The organism is Streptomyces nigra (assembly GCF_003074055.1).
Taxonomy (GTDB): domain Bacteria; phylum Actinomycetota; class Actinomycetes; order Streptomycetales; family Streptomycetaceae; genus Streptomyces; species Streptomyces nigra.
The window spans coordinates 6,684,930-6,703,693 of the sequence record NZ_CP029043.1 but is presented as its reverse complement, the minus strand read 5'-3'; the positions used below and the strand labels follow the sequence as shown (position 1 = coordinate 6,703,693).

The 18,764-nt window shown below is 73.9% G+C and carries 20 protein-coding genes; 10 read left to right on the top strand and 10 right to left on the bottom strand.

Going from position 1 to position 18,764, the window contains the following annotated elements; translation table 11 throughout:
• Nucleotides 1–16: 16 nt before the first annotated feature.
• A complete protein-coding gene (locus DC008_RS30795; RefSeq protein WP_108709780.1) occupies nucleotides 17–2,350 on the top strand; it encodes an ATP-binding cassette domain-containing protein in 2,334 nt (777 codons plus the stop codon).
• Here DC008_RS30795 and DC008_RS30790 read toward each other — a convergent pair.
• Together DC008_RS30790 and DC008_RS30785 are read right to left on the bottom strand one after the other, a co-directional pair.
• Nucleotides 2,340–3,254, bottom strand: a complete 915-nt coding sequence (locus DC008_RS30790; protein WP_108709779.1) for a lysophospholipid acyltransferase family protein — start codon at nucleotides 3,252–3,254, stop codon at nucleotides 2,340–2,342. The genes DC008_RS30795 and DC008_RS30790 overlap by 11 nt on opposite strands.
• A complete protein-coding gene (locus tag DC008_RS30785; RefSeq protein WP_108709778.1) occupies nucleotides 3,251–4,021 on the bottom strand; it encodes a GNAT family N-acetyltransferase in 771 nt (256 codons plus the stop codon). Before DC008_RS30785 ends, DC008_RS30790 begins: the two co-directional genes overlap by 4 nt.
• A gap of 212 nt (nucleotides 4,022–4,233) precedes the next feature.
• Here DC008_RS30785 and DC008_RS30780 point away from each other — a divergent pair, with 212 nt between their 5' ends.
• From DC008_RS30780 to DC008_RS30745, 8 genes are read left to right on the top strand one after another with little or no spacing between them, the layout of a single operon-like run.
• Nucleotides 4,234–4,557: a gas vesicle protein GvpO gene (locus DC008_RS30780; RefSeq protein ID WP_108709777.1), complete on the top strand. Its 324-nt coding sequence runs from the start codon at nucleotides 4,234–4,236 to the stop codon at nucleotides 4,555–4,557.
• A 37-nt stretch (nucleotides 4,558–4,594) separates the two neighbouring features.
• Nucleotides 4,595–5,071, top strand: a complete 477-nt coding sequence (locus DC008_RS30775) for a gas vesicle structural protein GvpA (protein ID WP_108709776.1) — start codon at nucleotides 4,595–4,597, stop codon at nucleotides 5,069–5,071.
• Nucleotides 5,068–5,826 carry a GvpL/GvpF family gas vesicle protein gene (locus DC008_RS30770; protein ID WP_108709775.1) on the top strand — a complete coding sequence of 253 codons (759 nt, stop codon included), beginning with the start codon at nucleotides 5,068–5,070 and terminating at the stop codon, nucleotides 5,824–5,826. Before DC008_RS30775 ends, DC008_RS30770 begins: the two co-directional genes overlap by 4 nt.
• Before the next feature lie 4 nt (nucleotides 5,827–5,830).
• On the top strand, nucleotides 5,831–6,094 hold the full coding sequence (locus DC008_RS30765; protein ID WP_108709774.1) for a gas vesicle protein GvpG: 264 nt from the start codon (nucleotides 5,831–5,833) through the stop codon (nucleotides 6,092–6,094).
• A complete protein-coding gene (locus DC008_RS30760) occupies nucleotides 6,091–6,435 on the top strand; it encodes a gas vesicle protein (RefSeq protein WP_055618957.1) in 345 nt (114 codons plus the stop codon). The genes DC008_RS30765 and DC008_RS30760 overlap by 4 nt, the downstream gene beginning before the upstream one ends.
• Nucleotides 6,432–7,253: a GvpL/GvpF family gas vesicle protein gene (locus DC008_RS30755; RefSeq protein WP_108709773.1), complete on the top strand. Its 822-nt coding sequence runs from the start codon at nucleotides 6,432–6,434 to the stop codon at nucleotides 7,251–7,253. Before DC008_RS30760 ends, DC008_RS30755 begins: the two co-directional genes overlap by 4 nt.
• Nucleotides 7,250–7,471 (top strand): gas vesicle protein, encoded by a 222-nt coding sequence (locus DC008_RS30750; RefSeq protein WP_055618959.1) that lies wholly within the window; start codon nucleotides 7,250–7,252, stop codon nucleotides 7,469–7,471. Before DC008_RS30755 ends, DC008_RS30750 begins: the two co-directional genes overlap by 4 nt.
• On the top strand, nucleotides 7,468–7,761 hold the full coding sequence (locus DC008_RS30745; protein ID WP_108709772.1) for a gas vesicle protein K: 294 nt from the start codon (nucleotides 7,468–7,470) through the stop codon (nucleotides 7,759–7,761). Before DC008_RS30750 ends, DC008_RS30745 begins: the two co-directional genes overlap by 4 nt.
• Nucleotides 7,762–7,869: 108 nt before the next feature.
• Here the strand turns inward: DC008_RS30745 and DC008_RS30740 are convergent, their stop codons facing one another.
• From DC008_RS30740 to DC008_RS30730, 3 genes are read right to left on the bottom strand one after another with little or no spacing between them, the layout of a single operon-like run.
• Nucleotides 7,870–8,616 (bottom strand): succinate dehydrogenase/fumarate reductase iron-sulfur subunit, encoded by a 747-nt coding sequence (locus tag DC008_RS30740; protein ID WP_055618961.1) that lies wholly within the window; start codon nucleotides 8,614–8,616, stop codon nucleotides 7,870–7,872.
• Nucleotides 8,613–10,559: a fumarate reductase/succinate dehydrogenase flavoprotein subunit gene (locus tag DC008_RS30735; RefSeq protein ID WP_108709771.1), complete on the bottom strand. Its 1,947-nt coding sequence runs from the start codon at nucleotides 10,557–10,559 to the stop codon at nucleotides 8,613–8,615. The genes DC008_RS30740 and DC008_RS30735 overlap by 4 nt, the downstream gene beginning before the upstream one ends.
• Before the next feature lie 2 nt (nucleotides 10,560–10,561).
• On the bottom strand, nucleotides 10,562–11,269 hold the full coding sequence (locus DC008_RS30730; RefSeq protein WP_108709770.1) for a succinate dehydrogenase: 708 nt from the start codon (nucleotides 11,267–11,269) through the stop codon (nucleotides 10,562–10,564).
• An 83-nt stretch (nucleotides 11,270–11,352) separates the two neighbouring features.
• Here DC008_RS30730 and DC008_RS30725 point away from each other — a divergent pair, with 83 nt between their 5' ends.
• Nucleotides 11,353–12,240 (top strand): LysR family transcriptional regulator, encoded by an 888-nt coding sequence (locus tag DC008_RS30725; protein ID WP_108709769.1) that lies wholly within the window; start codon nucleotides 11,353–11,355, stop codon nucleotides 12,238–12,240.
• A gap of 21 nt (nucleotides 12,241–12,261) precedes the next feature.
• Here DC008_RS30725 and DC008_RS30720 read toward each other — a convergent pair whose 3' ends face one another.
• The 5 genes from DC008_RS30720 to DC008_RS30700 all read right to left on the bottom strand — a co-directional run bounded on the left by DC008_RS30720 (nucleotide 12,262) and on the right by DC008_RS30700 (nucleotide 18,742).
• Complete coding sequence (locus DC008_RS30720) at nucleotides 12,262–13,041, bottom strand: SDR family NAD(P)-dependent oxidoreductase (protein WP_108709768.1); 780 nt, start codon at nucleotides 13,039–13,041, stop codon at nucleotides 12,262–12,264.
• 85 nt (nucleotides 13,042–13,126) lie between these two features.
• A complete protein-coding gene (locus DC008_RS30715) occupies nucleotides 13,127–13,951 on the bottom strand; it encodes an alpha/beta hydrolase (protein ID WP_108709767.1) in 825 nt (274 codons plus the stop codon).
• Nucleotides 13,952–14,075: 124 nt separating this feature from the next.
• A complete protein-coding gene (locus DC008_RS30710; protein ID WP_108709766.1) occupies nucleotides 14,076–16,763 on the bottom strand; it encodes an ATP-binding protein in 2,688 nt (895 codons plus the stop codon).
• Between the two features lie 65 nt (nucleotides 16,764–16,828).
• Nucleotides 16,829–17,707, bottom strand: a complete 879-nt coding sequence (locus DC008_RS30705) for an SDR family oxidoreductase (protein WP_108709765.1) — start codon at nucleotides 17,705–17,707, stop codon at nucleotides 16,829–16,831.
• 27 nt (nucleotides 17,708–17,734) lie between these two features.
• A complete protein-coding gene (locus DC008_RS30700) occupies nucleotides 17,735–18,742 on the bottom strand; it encodes an alcohol dehydrogenase catalytic domain-containing protein (RefSeq protein WP_108709764.1) in 1,008 nt (335 codons plus the stop codon).
• Nucleotides 18,743–18,764 lie beyond the last annotated feature (22 nt).

The window sequence follows — 18,764 nt, the reverse complement described above, 5'->3', positions numbered from 1 at the left end:
CCCGGAGCACCGCCCCATGCACTCCCCGCACGACCCCTACGTCCGCGTCCGCGGCGCCCGTGAGCACAACCTCCGGGGCGTGGACGTCGACATCCCGCGCGATGTGCTGGCCGTGTTCACGGGGGTGTCCGGCTCCGGGAAGTCGTCGCTGGCCTTCGGCACGATCTACGCCGAGGCGCAGCGCCGCTACTTCGAGTCGGTCGCCCCGTACGCCCGCCGGCTGATCCATCAGGTCGGCGCGCCGAAGGTCGGGGAGATCACCGGGCTGCCGCCCGCCGTGTCGCTCCAGCAGCGCCGCTCCGCGCCGACGTCGCGGTCCTCCGTCGGCACGGTCACCAATCTCTCCAACTCCCTGCGGATGCTGTACTCCCGGGCCGGCGACTATCCGCCGGGCGCGGAGCGGCTCGACTCGGACTCCTTCTCGCCGAACACCGCCGCCGGGGCGTGTCCGGAGTGCCATGGGCTGGGCCGGGTGCACCGGACGACCGAGGAGTCGCTGGTGCCCGACCCGTCGCTGTCGATCCGGGAGGGCGCGATCGCCGCGTGGCCGGGGGCCTGGCAGGGCAAGAACCTGCGCGACATCCTCGACGCGCTGGGCTACGACGTGGACCGGCCGTGGCGGGAGCTGCCGGCCGAGCAGAGGCAATGGATCCTGTTCACCGACGAGCAGCCGGTCGTCACGGTCCACCCGGTGCGTGACGCCGACCGCATCCAACGCCCGTACCAGGGCACGTACATGAGCGCCCGGCGGTACGTCATGAAGACGTTCGCGGACTCGCGGAGCGCGACGCTGCGGGCCAGGGCGGAGCGGTTCCTGACCGCCGCGCCCTGCCCGGCGTGCGGGGGCAGCAGGCTGCGGCCGGAGGCGCTGGCCGTCACTTTCGCGGGCCGGACGATCGCCGAGCTGGCCGCGCTGCCGCTCGTCGAGCTGGCGCGGACGCTGGACGGCGGGGGGTCGGAGACCGCGCGGGTGCTGACCGGCGATCTGAAGGCCAGGATCGCGCCCGTGCTCGAGCTGGGCCTCGGCTATCTCAGCCTCGACCGGGCCACTCCCAGCCTGTCGGCGGGCGAGCTGCAACGCCTGCGGCTGGCGACGCAGTTGAGGTCCGGGCTGTTCGGGGTGGTGTACGTCCTCGACGAGCCGTCGGCGGGGCTGCACCCGGCGGACACGGAGGCGCTGCTGCGGGTGCTGGCCCGGCTGAAGGAGTCCGGGAACTCGGTGTTCGTGGTCGAGCACCACCTCGATGTGATGCGGGGCGCGGACTGGCTGGTGGACGTGGGGCCTCGGGCCGGTGAGCACGGCGGGCGGGTGCTGCACAGCGGGCCGGTGGCGGAGCTGGCGTCGGTCGCGGAGTCGGCCACGGCACGGTTCCTGTTCGACGAGGCCCCGGCGGCGAGGCGCGAGGTGCGGGCGGCGCGGGGCCGTCTCACGGTCGGGCCGGTCACCCGGCACAACCTGCGCGAGGTGACGGCCGCGTTCCCGCTCGGGGTGTTCACCGCTGTCACCGGGGTGTCGGGGTCGGGCAAGTCCACGCTCATCGGCGAGATCACCGAGGAGCTGCCGGGTGTCGGCCGGCTCGTCTCGGTCGACCAGCGGCCGATCGGCCGTACGCCGCGCTCCAACCTCGCGACCTACACGGGTCTGTTCGACGTCGTGCGCAGGGTGTTCGCGGGCACCGACGAGGCCCGGGCGCGGGGGTACGGCGCCGGGCGGTTCTCCTTCAACGTGGCCGGCGGGCGCTGCGAGACCTGTCAGGGCGAGGGGTTCGTCAGCGTGGAGCTGCTGTTCCTGCCGAGCACGTACGCGCCGTGCCCGGAGTGCGGCGGGGCCCGCTACAACGCGGAGACGCTGGAGGTGCGGTACCGGGGGCGCAGTGTCGCCGAGGTGCTGGACCTGACGGTCGAGGCCGCCGCGGACTTCTTCGCCGACACCCCGGCCGTGGCCCGGAGTCTGGCCACGCTCCTGGACGTCGGGCTCGGCTATCTCCGGCTGGGCCAGCCCGCGACCGAGCTGTCCGGCGGCGAGGCGCAGCGCATCAAGCTGGCGAGCGAGCTGCAGCGCGGCCGGCGCGGACACACCCTGTATCTCCTGGACGAGCCGACGACCGGACTGCACCCGGCCGACGTCGAGGTGCTGATGCGTCAGCTGCACGGCCTGGTCGACGCCGGGAACACCGTGATCGTGGTCGAGCACGACATGTCCGTCGTCGCGGGCGCCGACTGGGTGATCGACCTCGGCCCGGGCGGCGGCGACGCGGGCGGCCGGATCGTGGCGGCGGGCACCCCGGCGGAGGTGGCGGCGACGGCGGACAGCGCCACGGCGCCGTATCTGGCGCGCGTCATGCCGTGACTCCCACGCGGGGCACCCCGTCTCCCGCCGGGACGGCCTCCCCGGCGAGGACGGCGTCCCCCGGTGTCCCCACCGCCCTCTCGGCCGCCCCTGCCAGCGCGCGGCGGTCGGTCGTGGCGCCCGGCACGAGGGGCGCCCGTACCTCCACCTCCGCGCTCAGACCCCGGGCCCGGACCACCCGCCAGACCGAGGCGAGCAGCGTGTCGTCGCCGACGAAGGCCGGGAGCGTGGCGGCCGGGCCGCCGGTGACCCGGTAGCGCAGACGTACGGGCAGGACGGGGACGTCCGCGTCCAGGGCGGCCTGGAACGCGGCCCGGCGGAAGCGGCCACCGCTCCGGCCGCACCAGGTGCTGCCCTCGGGGAACACGACGACCGCCGCGCCGGAGCGCAGTGCCCCGGCGATCCGGGCGACCGTGCCGTGCAGCGCGCGGATCCGGTCCCGGTCGATGAACAGGGCACCGCCGAGGGCGGCCAGCCGGCCGGCGACCGGCCAGGAGCGGATCTCCGACTTGGCGAGCATCCGTGCCGGGCGGACGGCGGCCAGCAGGGGGATGTCCAGCCAGGACACGTGCCGGGCGACGATCAGCACGCCGGTGCCGGTCGTGGCCGCGCCGTCGATCCGGACCCGCAAGCCTGCGGCCCGGACCACCCAGCGGCACCAGTGGCGGACGGGGCCCGGCGGCACGCGGGCGCCGAGCGGCGCGGTGGCCAGACGCACGGTCAGGCCGGCGGCCAGCAGAAGCAGCAGGGCCGTCACCCGCAGAACGGCCCACGGCAGGGCCCGCGTCCGTGCCGCGGGCTCGACGCAGATGCGCGGGGTGCAGGGGGCGCTCGGACGCCACACGGTCCCGGTGTCGGCGGCGTGCGCGTGGACAGGGGCGGCTCCGCCCGTCGGGGCCGTCATGCCGGGACGAGGGAGAGGAAGTGCCGCAGATAGCGCGGGTCCATCCGGCGCATCGACAGCAGCACGTACAGGTCGGCCACCCCGAACTCGGGGTCGTGTGCGGGTTCACCGCACACCTGGGCGCCCAGGCGCAGGTATCCGCGCAGGAGGGCGGGGAGTTCGACGCGCCGGGCGGGTGCCGGGGAGACCGGCCGCCAGGGCCGCAGCGGCCGTACACGGTGCTCCGCGGGGGCGAGGTGCCGGGTGCGGACCCGGTCCCAGGTGGCGGCGGCGAGGGTGCCGCCGTCGGCGAGCGGGATCGAGCAGCAGCCCGCCAGCCACTCGTGGCCGCGGTCCACCATGTAGCGGGCGATGCCCGCCCAGATCAGGCCGATCACGGCGCCGTCGCGGTGGCCGGGGTGGACGCAGGAGCGGCCGACCTCGACCAGGTCCGGGCGGATCGCGTCGATCGCGGTGAGGTCGAACTCGGTCTCCGAGTAGAGCCGTCCGGCGACGGCGGCCCGCTCGGGCGGCAGCAGCCGGTAGGTGCCCACGACCTGCCCGGACGACTCCTCTCGGACGAGCAGGTGGTCGCAGTAGGCGTCGAAGGCGTCGATGTCGAGCCCCGGCAGCGGGGTGGCCAGCGAGGCCCCCAGCTCGCCGGCGAAGACGTCGTGCCGCAACCGCTGGGCGGCGCGGACGTCCTCCTCGTCGCGGGCGAGCCGGACGGTGTAGCGGGTGGGTGCCGTGGGCTGCGGGGGACGGGCGAGCGTGGAAGCGCCGGTCATGGCTCTCTCCTGGTCACGGGGCCGGTGCGGCGGGGACGGCCGCGCGGTGTCGCGCGGTGCGCCGACCCCGTTCTCCCGAGCGCGGCTGACCTGCGTGTGTCCTGCGCGGGGAGCCGGGATGTGGGGTGGCTGAACGGCTCGCGCCGGACCGGCGGGCCCGGACGGCGTAGCTGAGGGCGCGCGTCCGGGCCGATGTGGCGAGAGTGGGGTCCATGACCGAATCGGGAACCGGCGAGCGCCGCAAGGGTTCCGCCTCGTCCGCCACGCGCCGCCGTACCGTGCGGGGTGCCGGAGGGGCCGCCCGCAGTGCCGCCGAGGCGCTCACGGAGCTGATCGGGCACCCCCTCGAAGGGGTGTCCGCCGTCTGCCGCGGTGAGGACGGCGGCTGGGTCGTCGACGTCGACGTGCTCGAACTGGCGCGCATCCCCGACACCACCAGTCTGCTCGCGACCTACCAGGTGGAACTGGACCAGGGGGGCGAACTGCGGCAGTACCGGCGGATCGCACGGTACCGGCGCGGCGCCCAGGACCAGTGACCGCGCGCACGACCGCTCGACGGGAAGGACCTCCCGCATGACCGTCCACACTGACGAGATCGTCTGCGCGCCTCGCGCCGGCAACGTCTACGACGTACTGGAGCTGATCCTCGACCGCGGCATGGTGATCGACGTCTTCGTGCGCGTCTCACTGGTCGGCATCGAGATCCTCAAGATCGACGCCCGTATCGTCGTCGCCAGCGTCGACACCTATCTGCGTTTCGCCGAGGCGTGCAACCGCCTCGACCTGGAGCGCGACCCGCGCTCCAAGACCGTGCCGGAGCTGTTCGGCGGGCCGGTCGCCAAGACGATCGGCAAGGCCGGCGCCAAGCGCACCGCCCGCTCCCTGACCGACAAGGTGCGCGACGTGCTCGGCCCGGAGGACGAGACACCCGAGGAAGAGGCGGCGGAGGATGCGGCGGAGGATGCCGCACCCGCCCGCCGGCCCGCCCGCAAGCGCCGCAGTGACGACGACCGCCCGCGGCCCAGGCGCCGCGCGGCCGAGGAGGAATGACCGTGACGGCCACCGCCGCCCCCACGACCACCGGCACGCTGTACGTCTACGGCATCGCCCCCGAGGGCGCCCGTCCCCCGCGCACCCCCGGGGTGGGCGGCGCCCCGGTGCGGCTGCTGGCCGGGTCCGGGCTGTGCGCGGCGGTCTCGGACGCGCCGGCCTCCCTGCGGGCCCGGCGCCGGGACCTGACGGCCCACCAGGCGGTGCTGACGGAACTCGCCGAGCGGGGCCCGGTGCTGCCGATGCGGTTCGCCGTGCTCAGCGCCGGCCCGGAGGAACTGCTCGACCGGCTCAGCACCCACAAGGCCCATCTGGCGGCCCAGTTGGACGGGGTGCGGGACTGCGTCGAGATGAACGTGAAAGGTGCCGTGGTGCCCGGGCACTTCGCCGATCTCGTACGCCGGGACGGCTCGCTGCGGGCGCTCGCCCGCCGGACCCGGCAGCGCCCCGGCTACGAGGCGAACGTACGGCTCGGCGAGGCACTGGCGAAGGGGGTCGCGCGAGAGGCCCGTGGCGCGGCCCGGGAGGTGCTGGCCCTGCTGGCCCCGCTCGCCGTGCGCACCGCGCAGGGCCCGGTCGACGACGAGCAGGTGCTGAGCACGTCGTTCCTGGTCCGCGCCGCCGACGAACAGCGCTTCCGGGAGGCCGTGACCGAGCGGGCCCGCGCCGTCGGCGACCGGCTGGCGCTCAGCCTCACCGGCCCGCTGCCCTGCTACAGCTTCGTGGACCCGCCGTCCGCGCCGGCCGGGCGGTGACCCGGTGGGACTCCTGACCGAGATCCTGCTGCTGCCCGTGGCCCCCCTGCGCGGCACGCTGTGGGTCGCCGAGCAGCTGCGCCGGGAGGCCGAGCGCCAGGCGTGCGATCCGCGCTGGGTGCAGGCCCGGCTGGCGGCGCTGAACCGGGACCTGGACGACGGGCTCATCGACGAGGCGGCCTTCGAGGCGGAGGAGGAACGGCTGCTCGCGCGCCTCGGCAGCCCGGTCCACCACGGCGGGCTCCCGCCGGACGGAGGCGCCCGGTGACCGACCTGTCCACCTGGCCGACGGGCTTCGATCCGCAGCCCGCCGGGCCGTCCGGCGGAAGCCTCGCGGATCTGCTGGAGCGCGTGCTGGACAAGGGCATCGTCATCGCGGGCGACATCAAGATCGACCTGCTCGACATCGAGCTGCTGACCATCCGGCTGCGCCTGTTCATCGCCTCGGTGGAGACCGCGAAGAAGGCGGGCATCGACTGGTGGGAGACGGACCCGGCGCTGTCCTCGCGCGCCGCGCGGGACGCCCTCGCGGAGGAGAACGCCCGGCTGCGCGCCCGCCTGGAGGCCCTGGAGGAATCCGACCCCGACACCACGGAGGTGACCCGATGAGCACGCTCCCGGCCGGCCGGGCGACGACGGCGGAACCCCGCACCCTCCTCTGCGTCTTCGCGGTGACGGACTCCCCCGTGCCGCCGGACGTGCTCGCGCGGACGCCGGGCCACGACGGCGGCGGCCCCCTGCGCACCCTGGCGGCGGGTGAGTTCCACCTGGTCGTGCAGGACGTGCCGGCGGCGGAGTACGGCGAGGAGGCGCTGGCGGAACGGCTGAACCGGCCGGACGCGCTGGAGCGCTGCGCCCGCGCCCACCACCGGGCCGTGGAGGCGGCGGCGAGCGCGGGTCCCGCCGTGCCGCTCCCGATGGCGACGCTGTATCTCGACGACAACAACGCGGTCCGGGCCGTGACCGCCCGGGGGGCGTCCCTTCGGGCCCTGCTGGAGCGGCTGCGCGACCGTACGGAGTGGGCGGTGAAGGTGCACGGCCCGACGGCCGGGGGTGCCGCCGACGGGGAGGGCGCGGCCGACGGGCGGTCGTATCTGCGCCGGGCCAGCGCCCGCCGGCGGACCGAGCGCGAGACGCGCGAGCAGGCCCTGGCCCGGGCCCGCACCGTCGACCGGGAGCTGCGCCGGTACGCCGTCGCCGCGACCCGGCACCGGCCGCAGAGCGAGCGGCTGACCGGCACGAACGTGCCGCAACTCCTCAACGCCGCCTATCTGGTGGACGACGCCCGCCGCGAGGAGTTCACGCAGGCCGTCGGCCGGCTGGCCCGCGAGGCCTCCGGCACCGGTCTGGAGGTCACCGTGTCGGGGCCCTGGATCCCGTACTCCTTCGCCCGGCCGGAACCGGACGCGGTGGAGGTGGTCGCATGAGCGTGCCGGTGCCGTGGGAGGAACCGGAGCCGTACGCGCCCGTCGGGGTGCCCCTGGTCGATCTGCTCGACCGTGTGCTGGCCACCGGGGTCGTGGTCAGCGGCGACCTGGTGCTGGCCATCGCCGACGTTCCGTTGGTGCGGATCTCCCTGCACGCTCTGCTGGCGTCGGTGAGCGAGCGGGTGCCCGCGCCCTGGCCGGACAGCGGGCCCCTGTGACCACGCAGCGCGCCCATGCCGTGGACCTCGACCCGGAGCGGGTCACGAACGATCTGGCGGCCCTGGTCCTGACCGTGGTGGAGCTCCTACGGCAGCTGATGGAACGGCAGGCGGTGCGCCGGTTCGACGAGGGGACGCTGACCACCGAGCAGGAGGACCGGCTGGGCACAGCGCTGATGCTGCTGGACGAGCGTATGGACGAGCTGTGCGAACAGCACGGGCTGGAGCGCGGCGATCTGAATCTGGACCTCGGCCCGCTGGGCCACCTGCTCGCCGATCCGGGCCGGTGACCCGGAGACCACGAGAACACCAGACGGGACCGGGAGGAGCACCTCTCCCGGTCCCGCCCGTCCGCACCGCTCGGCGAACGTCTCGTAGGGGGCCGCGCCCCGAAGGTGTTACCGCTTGGCCTTCCGGGTCGCCCGCAGCCACTCCTTGTTCATGCTGGTGATGGACATCAGCGGGATGCCCTTCGGGCAGGCCGTGGCGCACTCGCCGGTGAGGGTGCAGCCACCGAAGCCCTCCTCGTCCATCTGCGCCACCATGTCGAGCACACGGGTCTCGCGCTCGGGGGCGCCCTGCGGCAGCACGTTCAGGTGGTTGACCTTGGCGGACGTGAACAGCATCGCGGCCCCGTTGGGGCAGGCCGCCACGCACGCGCCGCAGCCGATGCACTCGGCGTGCTCGAAGGCGAAGTCGGCGTCCGGCTTGGGCACGGGGGTGGCGTGCGCCTCGGGGGCCGCGCCGGTCGGCGCGGTGATGTAGCCGCCGGCCTGGATGATCCGGTCGAACGCCGTGCGGTCGACGACGAGGTCCTTGATCACCGGGAAGGCCGACGCCCGCCACGGCTCGATGTCGATGGTGTCGCCGTCCTTGAAGGACCGCATGTGCAGCTGGCAGGTGGTGGTGCGCTCGGGGCCGTGGGCGTCGCCGTTGATGACGAGCGAGCAGGCACCGCAGATGCCCTCGCGGCAGTCGTGGTCGAAGGCGACGGGGTCCTCGCCCTTGAGGATGAGCTCCTCGTTGAGGGTGTCGAGCATCTCCAGGAAGGACATGTCGGAGGAGATGCCGTCCACCTCGTACGTGGACATGGCGCCTTCGGCTTCGGCGTTCTTCTGCCGCCAGACGCGCAGGGTGAGCTTCATGCGTAGCTCCGCTGGGTGGGGTGGACGTACTCGAAGACCAGGTCTTCCTTGTGCAGGGTCGGAGCCTCGCCGGTGCCGGTGAACTCCCAGGCGGCCGCGTAGGCGAACTCGTCGTCCCTGCGGGCCGCTTCGCCGTCCGGGGTCTGGGACTCCTCGCGGAAGTGGCCGCCGCAGGACTCGGTGCGGTGCAGCGCGTCGAGGCACATCAGCTCGGCGAGCTCCAGGTAGTCGACGACGCGGTTGGCCTTCTCGAGGGACTGGTTGAACTCCTCGCCGGTACCGGGGACCTTGATCCGCCGCCAGAACTCCTCGCGGATCTGCGGGATGCGCTCCAGCGCCTTGCGCAGCCCGGCGTCGGTGCGGGCCATGCCGCAGAACTCCCACATCAGTTCGCCGAGTTCGCGGTGGAAGGAGTCCGGCGTACGGTCGCCGTCCACCGCGAGCAGCAGGTTGAGCCGGTCCTCGGTCTCGGCCAGCACCTCCTGGACGGCGGGGTGGCCGTCGGTGACCGGCTCGTGGTGGGGGTTGCGGGCGAGGTAGTCGTTGATGGTGGCGGGCAGGACGAAGTAGCCGTCGGCGAGGCCCTGCATGAGCGCCGAGGCGCCGAGGCGGTTGGCGCCGTGGTCGGAGAAGTTGGCCTCGCCGATCGCGAACAGGCCCGGGATCGTGGTCTGCAGGTCGTAGTCGACCCACAGGCCGCCCATCGTGTAGTGCACGGCGGGGTAGATTCGCATGGGCACCTCGTACGGATCCTCGTCGGTGATCCGCTGGTACATGTCGAAGAGATTGCCGTACTTGGCCTCGACGGCCCCCCGGCCCATGCGCTGGATGGCGTCGGCGAAGTCCAGGTAGACGCCCTGGCCGCCGGGGCCCACTCCCCTGCCCTCGTCGCAGACGTTCTTGGCGGCGCGGGAGGCGATGTCGCGGGGCACCAGGTTGCCGAAGGACGGGTAGATGCGCTCCAGGTAGTAGTCGCGCTCGTCCTCGGGGATCTGGTGCGGCGGACGGGTGTCGCCCTTGGCCTTGGGCACCCAGATACGGCCGTCGTTGCGCAGCGACTCGCTCATCAGCGTCAGCTTCGACTGGTGGTCGCCGGTGCGCGGGATGCAGGTGGGGTGGATCTGGGTGAAGCAGGGGTTGGCGAAGTAGGCACCGCGCCGGTGCGCCCGCCAGACGGCGGTCGCGTTGGAGTTCATGGCGTTCGTCGACAGGTAGAAGACGTTGCCGTAGCCACCGCTCGCCAGCACGACGGCGTCCGCCAAGTACGTGGAGATCTTCCCGGTGATGAGGTCCCGGGCCACGATCCCGCGCGCCCGTCCGTCGACGACGATCAGGTCGAGCATCTCGGTACGGGGGTGCATCTCGATGTTGCCGGCCGCGATCTGCCGGCTGAGCGCCTGGTAGGCGCCGAGCAGGAGCTGCTGCCCCGTCTGGCCGCGGGCGTAGAACGTCCGCGACACCTGGACGCCGCCGAAGGACCGGGTGTCGAGCAGACCGCCGTACTCGCGGGCGAACGGCACGCCCTGCGCGACGCACTGGTCGATGATCTCGACGGAGATCTGCGCGCGGCGGTGCACGTTGGACTCGCGGCCCCGGAAGTCGCCGCCCTTGACGGTGTCGTAGAAGAGACGGTGGATGGAGTCGCCGTCGTTGCGGTAGTTCTTCGCGGCGTTGATGCCGCCCTGCGCGGCGATGGAGTGGGCGCGGCGCGGGGAGTCCTGGTAGCAGAACTGGACGACGTGGTAGCCCTGTTCGGCGAGCGTGGCGCCGGCGGAGCCGCCCGCGAGGCCGGTGCCGACGACGATGACGGTGTGCTTGCGCCGGTTGGCGGGGTTGACCAGCTTGGCCTCGAAACGGCGCTTGTCCCAGCGCTCGTTGACCGGACCGGCCGGGGCCTTGGTGTCGGCGACGGGCTCGCCGGTCGCGTAGTCGGTGTAGGTCATTCTCAGCTCACCACTCCGGTCATGACGCCCACGGGTACGGCGATGAAGCCGGCCGTGAGCAGCAGCGCGAGGACGTTGGCCGTGGCCTTCAGGGCGCGGTCGCGGGTGCGGCTGCCGGCGCCGAGGGTCTGGGCGGCGCTCCAGAAGCCGTGCCGGATGTGCAGTCCGACGGCGAGCATCGCCACGATGTAGATGACGTTGCCGTACCAGGTGGAGAAGGTGTCCACGACGTTCTGGTACGGGCGGCCCTCCTGGAAGCCGCCGGAGTGCACGGTGCCGGTCGTCAGGTCCAGGAGGTGCCAGACGATGAACAGCGCGAGGATGACGCCTCCCCAGCGCATGGTGCGGGTGGCGTAGGAGGCGCGCGGCTTCCTGTGCACGTAGCGGGTGGGACGGGCCTTGATGTCGCGGCGGCTGAGCTGGTACGCCGAGACCGCGTGGGCGACGACGGCGACGACCAGGACCACGCGGACGAGCCAGAGCGTCCACTCGTAGTGCATGAACGGCTCGCCGACGGTGCGCAGCCAGTGCGCGTAGTGGTTGAAGTCGCCGGCGCCGAAGAAGATCTTCAGATTGCCGATCATGTGGACGACCAGGTACAGCAGCATGATCAGTCCGCTGACCGCCATCACGGTCTTCTTGCCGACGGTCGAGTCCCACACCGTGCGCGCGAAGGACGGCCGTCGGTCCGTCCGCGTTGCCAGAGCCATGAGAAGGACGCTAGGGCCGAACAGGCCGATCGGTCCAAGACATGGTGCGCCTCGTTTCAATAGGTGCGACCTATGATGGCTGGATGCAGTTCCAGCAGCTCCAGTACTTCGTGGCGGTCGCGGAGACCCGGCACTTCACCCGCGCCGCCGATCTCGTGCACGTGGCGCAGCCCTCGCTGTCGCAGCAGATCAAGGCGCTGGAGCGGGAGCTGGGCGCGGACCTGTTCCTGCGGGCCCGCGGCAACATCACGCTGACGGACGCCGGGGAGGCCCTGCTGCCGCTGGCCCGGCGCATCCTGGCCGACGCCGACACCGCCCGGCACGAGGTGCAGGAGCTGGTGCAGCTGCGCGGCGGCCGGGTCAGGCTCGGGGCCACGCCGAGCCTGTGCACGGGGCTGCTCCCGGACGTGCTGCGCGCCTTCCACGACCGCTACCCGGGCATCCGGCTGCTGATCGAGGAGGGCGGTTCGCACGACCTGGTGCGCGAGCTGGCGCGCGGCGCCCTCGACCTGGCGCTCGTCGTGCTGCCCCTGCCGACGCCCTCCCCCGCGCTGACCACGGTGGAGCTGCTCCGCGAGGACCTGGTGGTGGTGTCCTCACCGGAGGCGCCCGCCCCCGGCGGCCCCGGCCGGCGCACGGTACGCATCGCCGACCTGGAGGGCGAGCGCCTGGTGATGTTCCGGCACGGCTACGACCTGCGCGAGCTGACGGTGGCCGCGTGCCGCGCCGAGGGCTTCGAACCGGACTTCGCGGTCGAGGGCGGCGAGATGGACGCCGTCCTGGGCTTCGTCCGGGCGGGGCTGGGCCTCGCCGTCGTCCCGCGCATGGTGGCCGCCCGGTCGGGCCGGGGCCTAAGGGTGACCCCGCTGGCCCGGCCCGGCCTGCACCGCACGATCGCCCTGGCCCACCGCAGCGACGTGGCCCCGCCCCGGGCCGCACGCGAACTGCAGCGGATGCTGCTGGAGCGCTGAGCGGCCCGGGCCCTCCGCCGCTCACCAGGTGGGGATGTAGCCTCCGTCGATGATCAGATCGCTGCCGGTGATGTTGCGGGAGCGGTCGCCGGCGAGGAAGACCACGAGGTCGGCGATCTCCGCGGGCTGGGAGAAGCGGCCGGTGACCGTGGACTTCGAGGCCTGGGCGACCACGTCGTCCGGGGTGATGCCCGCGGCGTCCGAGACCGTCTGCGCCACTCCCCCGCCGCCCAGCCACAGCTCCGTCTCCACCGGCCCCGGGCTGACGGTGTTGACACGGACGCCCTTCGGGCCGACCTCCTTCGACAGCGCCTTGGAGAACGCCACCAGGGCGGCCTTGCCCGCGCTGTAGTCGATGACCAGCGGCTCCGGGAGGGTGGCGTTGACGGAGCCGACCGTGATCACCGAGCCGTCGCCGGCGTCCAGCATCACGGGCAGCGCGGCCCGGGTGACCCGTACGGCCGCCAGCAGGTTGAGGTCGATCGTGCGGCGCCACTCCTCGTCGCCGACCGACAGGAAGCCGCCGGGCCGGGCGGGTGCCGTGCCGACGTTGTTGACCAGGATGTCGACGCGTCCGCCCGCCGCGGCGACGAGTTCCCCGGCCGCCTCCGGCTCGGCGAGGTCGACCGGCACCCAGGTCACCGACCCCTCCTCGGCCAGGGTCTTCAGGCGTTCCGAGGTCGAACGCGACCCCGCCACGACATGGGCGCCGGCCTGGACGAGTGCCTCCACGATCGCCAGTCCGATGCCCTTGCTGGCACCGGTGACGACGGCGGTCCTGCCGTTCAGTTCGCTGTTCATGGTGTTCGACTCCTGTGCTGGGAATGCGATGTCGCTGGGAATGCGAAGTCGCGGGAGGGGATGCGATGTCGCTGGGGATATGAGGTCAGGCGTGTGCGGTGTCGTGGCCCTGGATGCCCTGCCGGTCCAGCCAGTCCAGCGTGTACTCGGCGACGGCCCGCCAGCCGTGGTCCACGGTGAGCGAGTGGCCGCGGTCGGGGAACTGCTTGAGTTCCGTGACGGCCGGCGAGTCGCCGTAGAGCTTGTAGGCGGAGCGGGTCACCACGTCCGGGACCGTGTGGTCGGCCTGTCCGGAGATCAGCAGCAGCGGGCCCCGGTCGGGGTTATGGGTGGCGACCTCGGCGGGCGAGTGCCGGGTGAAGGCCGCGAAGGCCGCCTCGAACAGCGGGCGGCCCGGCGAGGGGACGGTGAACCGCTCGTGCAGGGCGTCGGACTCGGCCGGCTCCAGCGCGTTGCCGAAGCCGAAGCGGAACTGCGCCGGGGTCAGGGACACCGAGCGTTTGCGGTTCGCCGGGTTGCCCAGAACCGGGAAGCCGGCCCGCAGCTGGGCCGGGGGAAGCGCCCTGACGCCCTTGATCTGCGCCGGGTCGACGGCGACCGCGGCCCGGGCCAGGCCCTTCCCGAGCAGCTTCTGCGCGATCAGCCCGCCGAAGGAGTGGCCGATCAGCACGGGCGGGGCGTCGAGGGAGCGGATGATCCCGGCGTAGTGGTCCGTGACGTCGTCGATGCCGAGCCCGGCGACGGCCTCGGGGTGCCGGCGCGCCTCCGCGACGGTGGCGGCCTCGCCCGGCCAGCCGGGAGCCAGCGGCGCGTACCCGCGTTCGGTGGCGAGGTCGGCCCAGGACTGCCAGGACGAGGCGTGCAGCCACAGCCCGTGGATGAGGACGAGGGGGGTGCGCGAGGTGGCCATGACCGGCTCCTGGACGTCGGGACCGCCGGGGGGCGGTGCGTTGTCTTCACAGTGCCGCGGCGGTCGCCCGGGCCGATTGAGTCGAATGACTGTCGTCGGTGACCGTGGCCCGGAGCACACGGGGTCAGGTCCCTTCGAGGGCGTCCCGCAGGGAGGCGCGGGAGGAGATGCCGAGCTTGGGGAAGACCCGGTAGAGGTGGGCGCCGACCGTGCGCGGGGAGAGGTAGAGCCGGGCGCCTATCTGCTTGTTGCTCAGGCCGCTCGCCGCGAGTTCGGCGATCTGCCGCTCCTGGGGGGTGAGGGCCGCGCCGGTGGCGGCGCTCCCGCCGGGCAGCCCGGCGGCGCGCAGCTCGGCCCGGGCGCGGTGCAGCCAGGGGGTGGCGCCGAGCCGTTCGAAGGTGTCGGCGGCCAGGCCGAGAGCGGTCCGGGCCGCCACGCGTTCACGGGCGCGGCGCAGCCACATGCCCTGCTCCAGCCGGATCCGGGCCAGCTCGAAGGGGAAGTCGGCCCCGGCCGGATGGGTGACCGCCCGCTCGAACAGCGGTCCGGTGTCGGAGTCGTCGGCCGTCATCGCCAGCGCCGCGGTGGTCACGAGGTCCAGGCGCGGGGAGACGGCCGGGAGGCCCTGGTCACGGGCGGCGAGGGCGTGCCGGCGGGCCTGGTCGAGGCGTCCGGTGTGCACGGCGGCCTCCACCAGGTCCAGCAGGGTGCGCAGGGCCTGCTGGGAGTACGGGGTGAAGGTGCCGGGGACGGTGAGGCCGCTGACGTACGTGTACGCGCTCTCGTAGTCGCCGGTGGACAGGCCCAGGGCCGCGCCGGTCGCCTCGGCGAGCTGGGTGAGGTGGCCGACGCCGCGTGGGCGGGCCCAGCGGTCGACGCGGTCGACGGCCGCTCGGGCGCTGTCGGTGTCCCCGCGCCAGGCCGCGAGCAGACCGAGGAAGCCGTGGTACTGGTGCTCGAACAGCCGGTAGCCGTGGGTGACGGTGAGGGCGAGCCCGCGGCGGCCGGTCTCCTCGGCGGCGTCCCACTCGCCGCTGGAGATCTGGTCGAGCATGACGAGCTGCAGCAGCGTCATCGCGTTGGTGACGGCGCCGCTGCCCGTCTCGCGTTCCGCGACCCGGCGCACCAGCGTCCGGTGGTCGGCGAGCGCGTCCAGGTAGTACGCGGCCACGCCGTGCCGCATCACGTCCCACGGCTGGCCGTCACCGAGCTCGCCGAACGCGGCCAGCACCCGGTCGCGCGCCCCGGCCCCCGTGCGGGCGACGTCGCCCCAGGCGTCCCGGTAGAGCGGGGTGGGTCCGCCGACGCGGTCCCCGTCCCGGTCGGTCAGCGCGTCGCTCACCCGCCACAGGGCGGGGTCGGCGGAGAACATGCTGACGCCGAGCAGCAGGTTCAGCAGCCGTGCGCGGATCTCGTCGTCGGCGTCCGGCGGGAGCGCCCTCAGTTCCGCGGCCAGCCTGCGGTGGGCGGAGCGGACGTCGCCGTCCTCGTAGAGCACGCTGTAGGCGTACGTGATCACGGCGGTCGGCGAGGCGTCCGTTCCGGCCAGCTGGTCGGAGGCCGCGCGCAGTTCGCGTGCCTGGTCCAGCAGCGCGGACTGGGCGGCGACGAAGGCGGCCTCGCCCAGGCGGCGGGAGCGCTCGGCCACCGTGGGACTGAGTTCGGCGGCCCGGGTCAGCAGGGTGAGGGCGGCCGCCGAGCCGCCGCGCGCGGTGGCGGAACGGGCGGCGCGCTCCAGGACGACGGCGACCGATTCGTCCGGGTCGACGGTGGCCGCCGCGAGGTGGGTGGCGTGGCGTTCGAGTTCCCCGCGGTGCAGCCGGGCCAGGTCGGCGTGGGCGGCCCGGCGTTCGTTGGGCGTGGCGGACTGCAGCAGGGCGGAGCGGACGAGCGGGTGGCGGAAGACCAGGTCGCCGGTCCCGGAGTCGGTGGTGAGCAGGCCGAGTGCCACGGCGTCGTCGACGGCGCGCAGCGGGCGGCGGGCCCGGCCCGGCAATGTGCCGGTGCCGTCGAGCGCGGCCCGCAGCAGCTCCGCGCGCTCGGCCCGGCCGAGGCCGGTGATCCGGTCGCCGTACAGCCGCTCCAGCCGCCGGGACAGCGGGAGTTCGAGTCCGTCGGCGGGGCCCGCGGCGGCGGGCAGCTCCAGCAGGGCGAGGGGGTTGCCGCAGGCCTCGTCTAGGATCCGGCGCCGGACCGGCGCGGTCAGGCCGGGGCTGGTGGTGTCCAGCAGCCGTGCCGAGGCCTCGGCCGACAACGGGGGCACCGTCAGTTCGGGCAGCCCGGAGCCGTCCCACGGTGACGGCGTGTCGGCCCGTGTCCCCACTGCCATGTGCACGGCGTGTCCGGACAGCCGCCGGGCGATGAACCGCGCCACCTCCGCGCTCTGCGGATCCAGCCAGTGCGCGTCGTCGGCCACGAGCAGCAGCGGTACGTCACCGGAGGCCAGGGCCAGCAGATCCAGGACGGCGACGCCCAGGGTCATCACGGACGGCGGCTCACCCGTGCTCCGCCCGAAGGCGATGTCGAACGCCGCCCGCGTCGCCGGCTCGAGCGCGCCGGCGTCGGCCAGCAGCGGATGCAGCAACTGGTGCAGCCCCGCGAACGCCAGTCCGGCCTCGGCCTCCACTCCGGCGGCGCGGACGACGCGCTGCCCCTGGCCGGCCGCTCGCTCCGCCGCCACGTCCAGCAGCGCGCTCTTGCCCACCCCGGGCTCGCCGCGCAGCACGAGCGCCCGCCCCTCGGCGGCGTCGACGAACGCCTTCAGCTCGCCGATCTCCCGCTCCCGCCCCACGATCGGACCCGCATGCCCCATGGGCTCATGCTGCCCCTTGTGAGGCCGGGCCGCCGCCCGAACGGCCGCGGCCTCCGCGGTGGGCGTCAGACGCGGGGGGTCAGCAGGTCCGGCATGCCGATGCGGTTGTAGAACTCGGCGCGGACGGCGTCGGCCACGTCACTGACCCGCTGGGAGCCGTCGTCGGCCGGGTCGATGGTGGTCCGGAACGGCCGCTCGCCCTTGGCCGTGCCGACGATACGGACGATGGCGCGGGCGACGTCCTGGACGTCGGCGTCTTCCGGTGCCAGGGCGGCGAGCGCCTTGCCGACGTCGTCCATCAGCCCGCCGTACAGGGCGTCGTAGGCCTCGGCGGTGGCCGTGTCCGACGGGTGCATCGCGTGGGCGAAGTGGTTGGTGCCGGAGGTGAAGGAGCCGGGGACCACGAGGGCCGTGTCGATGCCGAAGCGGCTCAGTTCGACGGCGTAGCTCTTCGCGAGGTGGTCCATGGCGGCCTTGGCGCCGAAGTAGGGGCCGAGGTACGGCGGGGTGCCGCCGTAGGTGCTGGACGAGCCCACCCACACCAGCAGGCCGTCCCGGCGCGCGCGCATCTGCGGGAGCACGGCCCGGTTGACGCGCTGGGTCGACACGACGTTGGTGTCGTAGATCTCGGCGATCTGCTCCGGGGTGAAGGACTCCGTCGGGCCGAGGACCATGTGCCCGGCGTTGTGGACGACGACGTCGATCCGGCCGGCCTGCGCGACGGCCGCGTCCACGGACTCCTGGCTGGACACGTCGAGTTCGAGGGGGCGCAGGTCGACGCCGTGCTGTTCGGCGTAGGCGCGGGCGTCGGCGACGGCCGGGGCGTTGCGGCCGGTGGTCTGCCGGATCCCGGCGTGCACGGTGTGGCCGGCGTCGGCGAGGGCGCGGGCGGTCAGGGCGCCGAAGCCGCTGGAGGCGCCTGTGACGAGGACGGTGTAGGGCATGGCTGACTCCTTGGGACGGGGGGCCGGTCAGGCGAAGGTGATCACACTGCGGCCGTGCGCGGAGCCGTCGGCCATCGCGTCGAGGACGTCCGGCGCCTGGTCGAGGGTGATCGGGGTGACCTCGGGGAGGATGTCGTGGGCCGCCGAGAAGGCCAGGGTGTCGCGCAGGTCGTGCGGGGAGCCGGACGGCGAGGCGGCCACGTGCAGCCGGTTGAGGATCATCGGCTGGGTGGGCAGGGTCAGCGGCTCGGGGCCGTAGCCGAGCAGCAGCAGGGTGCCGTCGGGGGCGATGCCGCCGAGGGTGGCGGCGGCCGCCTCCGTGGAGGGGGCGGCGTTGAGGACGACGTCGGCGCCGCCCCACGCCTTCAGGGCGTCCGCCGGGTCGGAGTCGGCGGTGGCGACGAACAGGTCGGCGCCGAGCGCCTTCGCCTGGTCCTCGCCGCGCCGCGACCGGCCGATCACGGCGACGCTCGCGCCCATGGCGACGGCGTACCGCACGGCGAGGGCGCCCACGCCGCCGAGACCGACGACCGCGACCCGTGAGTTGGCGGTGGTCCCGGCCTGCCGCAGCCCGTTGAAGGCGGTGAGGCCCGCGCACATCAGCGGCGCCGCGGCCACCGGGTCGAGGCCGTCCGGCAGCGGGGTGACGAACCCGGCCTTGAGCAGCACGTACTCGGCGTAGCCGCCGTCGGCCACCACACCGGTGACCCGCTTGCGCGGGCAGAGGATCTGGTCGCCGCGCACGCAGTAGTCGCAGTGGCCGCAGGAGTCGTAAAGGAACTGTCCGCCGACGGCCGTGCCGACCTCGGGGAAGGTGACACCCTCCCCGACGGCGGTCACGACGCCGGTGATCTCGTGCCCGGGCACCACGGGGTACCGGGCGAAGGGGTAGTGGCCGCGCAGCAGGCTCAGATCGGAGAAGCAGACACCGCAGGCGGTGACCTTGACGAGGACCTCGCCGGCGGCGGGGTGCGGCAGGTCGAGGTCGTCCAGGGTGAGGGGGAGATTCGCGCCGGTCGCTACGGCAGCACGCATGGCGGGCTCCAAGGGAGTTCGG

Bases quoted from the DNA above. Each gene is read 5' to 3' on its own strand.
- DC008_RS30750 (WP_055618959.1), top strand. From the start codon at position 7,250: ATGAGCGTGCCGGTGCCGTGGGAGGAACCGGAGCCGTACGCGCCCGTC.
- DC008_RS30755 (WP_108709773.1), top strand. From the start codon at position 6,432: ATGAGCACGCTCCCGGCCGGCCGGGCGACGACGGCGGAACCCCGCACC.
- DC008_RS30735 (WP_108709771.1), bottom strand. From the start codon at position 10,559: ATGACCTACACCGACTACGCGACCGGCGAGCCCGTCGCCGACACCAAG.
- DC008_RS30705 (WP_108709765.1), bottom strand. From the start codon at position 17,707: ATGCCCTACACCGTCCTCGTCACAGGCGCCTCCAGCGGCTTCGGCGCC.
- DC008_RS30775 (WP_108709776.1), top strand. From the start codon at position 4,595: ATGACCGTCCACACTGACGAGATCGTCTGCGCGCCTCGCGCCGGCAAC.
- DC008_RS30785 (WP_108709778.1), bottom strand. From the start codon at position 4,021: ATGACCGGCGCTTCCACGCTCGCCCGTCCCCCGCAGCCCACGGCACCC.
- DC008_RS30770 (WP_108709775.1), top strand. From the start codon at position 5,068: ATGACCGTGACGGCCACCGCCGCCCCCACGACCACCGGCACGCTGTAC.
- DC008_RS30725 (WP_108709769.1), top strand. From the start codon at position 11,353: ATGCAGTTCCAGCAGCTCCAGTACTTCGTGGCGGTCGCGGAGACCCGG.
- DC008_RS30715 (WP_108709767.1), bottom strand. From the start codon at position 13,951: ATGGCCACCTCGCGCACCCCCCTCGTCCTCATCCACGGGCTGTGGCTG.
- DC008_RS30730 (WP_108709770.1), bottom strand. From the start codon at position 11,269: ATGGCTCTGGCAACGCGGACGGACCGACGGCCGTCCTTCGCGCGCACG.
- DC008_RS30795 (WP_108709780.1), top strand. From the start codon at position 17: ATGCACTCCCCGCACGACCCCTACGTCCGCGTCCGCGGCGCCCGTGAG.
- DC008_RS30740 (WP_055618961.1), bottom strand. From the start codon at position 8,616: ATGAAGCTCACCCTGCGCGTCTGGCGGCAGAAGAACGCCGAAGCCGAA.
- DC008_RS30780 (WP_108709777.1), top strand. From the start codon at position 4,234: ATGACCGAATCGGGAACCGGCGAGCGCCGCAAGGGTTCCGCCTCGTCC.
- DC008_RS30720 (WP_108709768.1), bottom strand. From the start codon at position 13,041: ATGAACAGCGAACTGAACGGCAGGACCGCCGTCGTCACCGGTGCCAGC.
- DC008_RS30790 (WP_108709779.1), bottom strand. From the start codon at position 3,254: ATGACGGCCCCGACGGGCGGAGCCGCCCCTGTCCACGCGCACGCCGCC.
- DC008_RS30710 (WP_108709766.1), bottom strand. From the start codon at position 16,763: ATGGGGCATGCGGGTCCGATCGTGGGGCGGGAGCGGGAGATCGGCGAG.
- DC008_RS30700 (WP_108709764.1), bottom strand. From the start codon at position 18,742: ATGCGTGCTGCCGTAGCGACCGGCGCGAATCTCCCCCTCACCCTGGAC.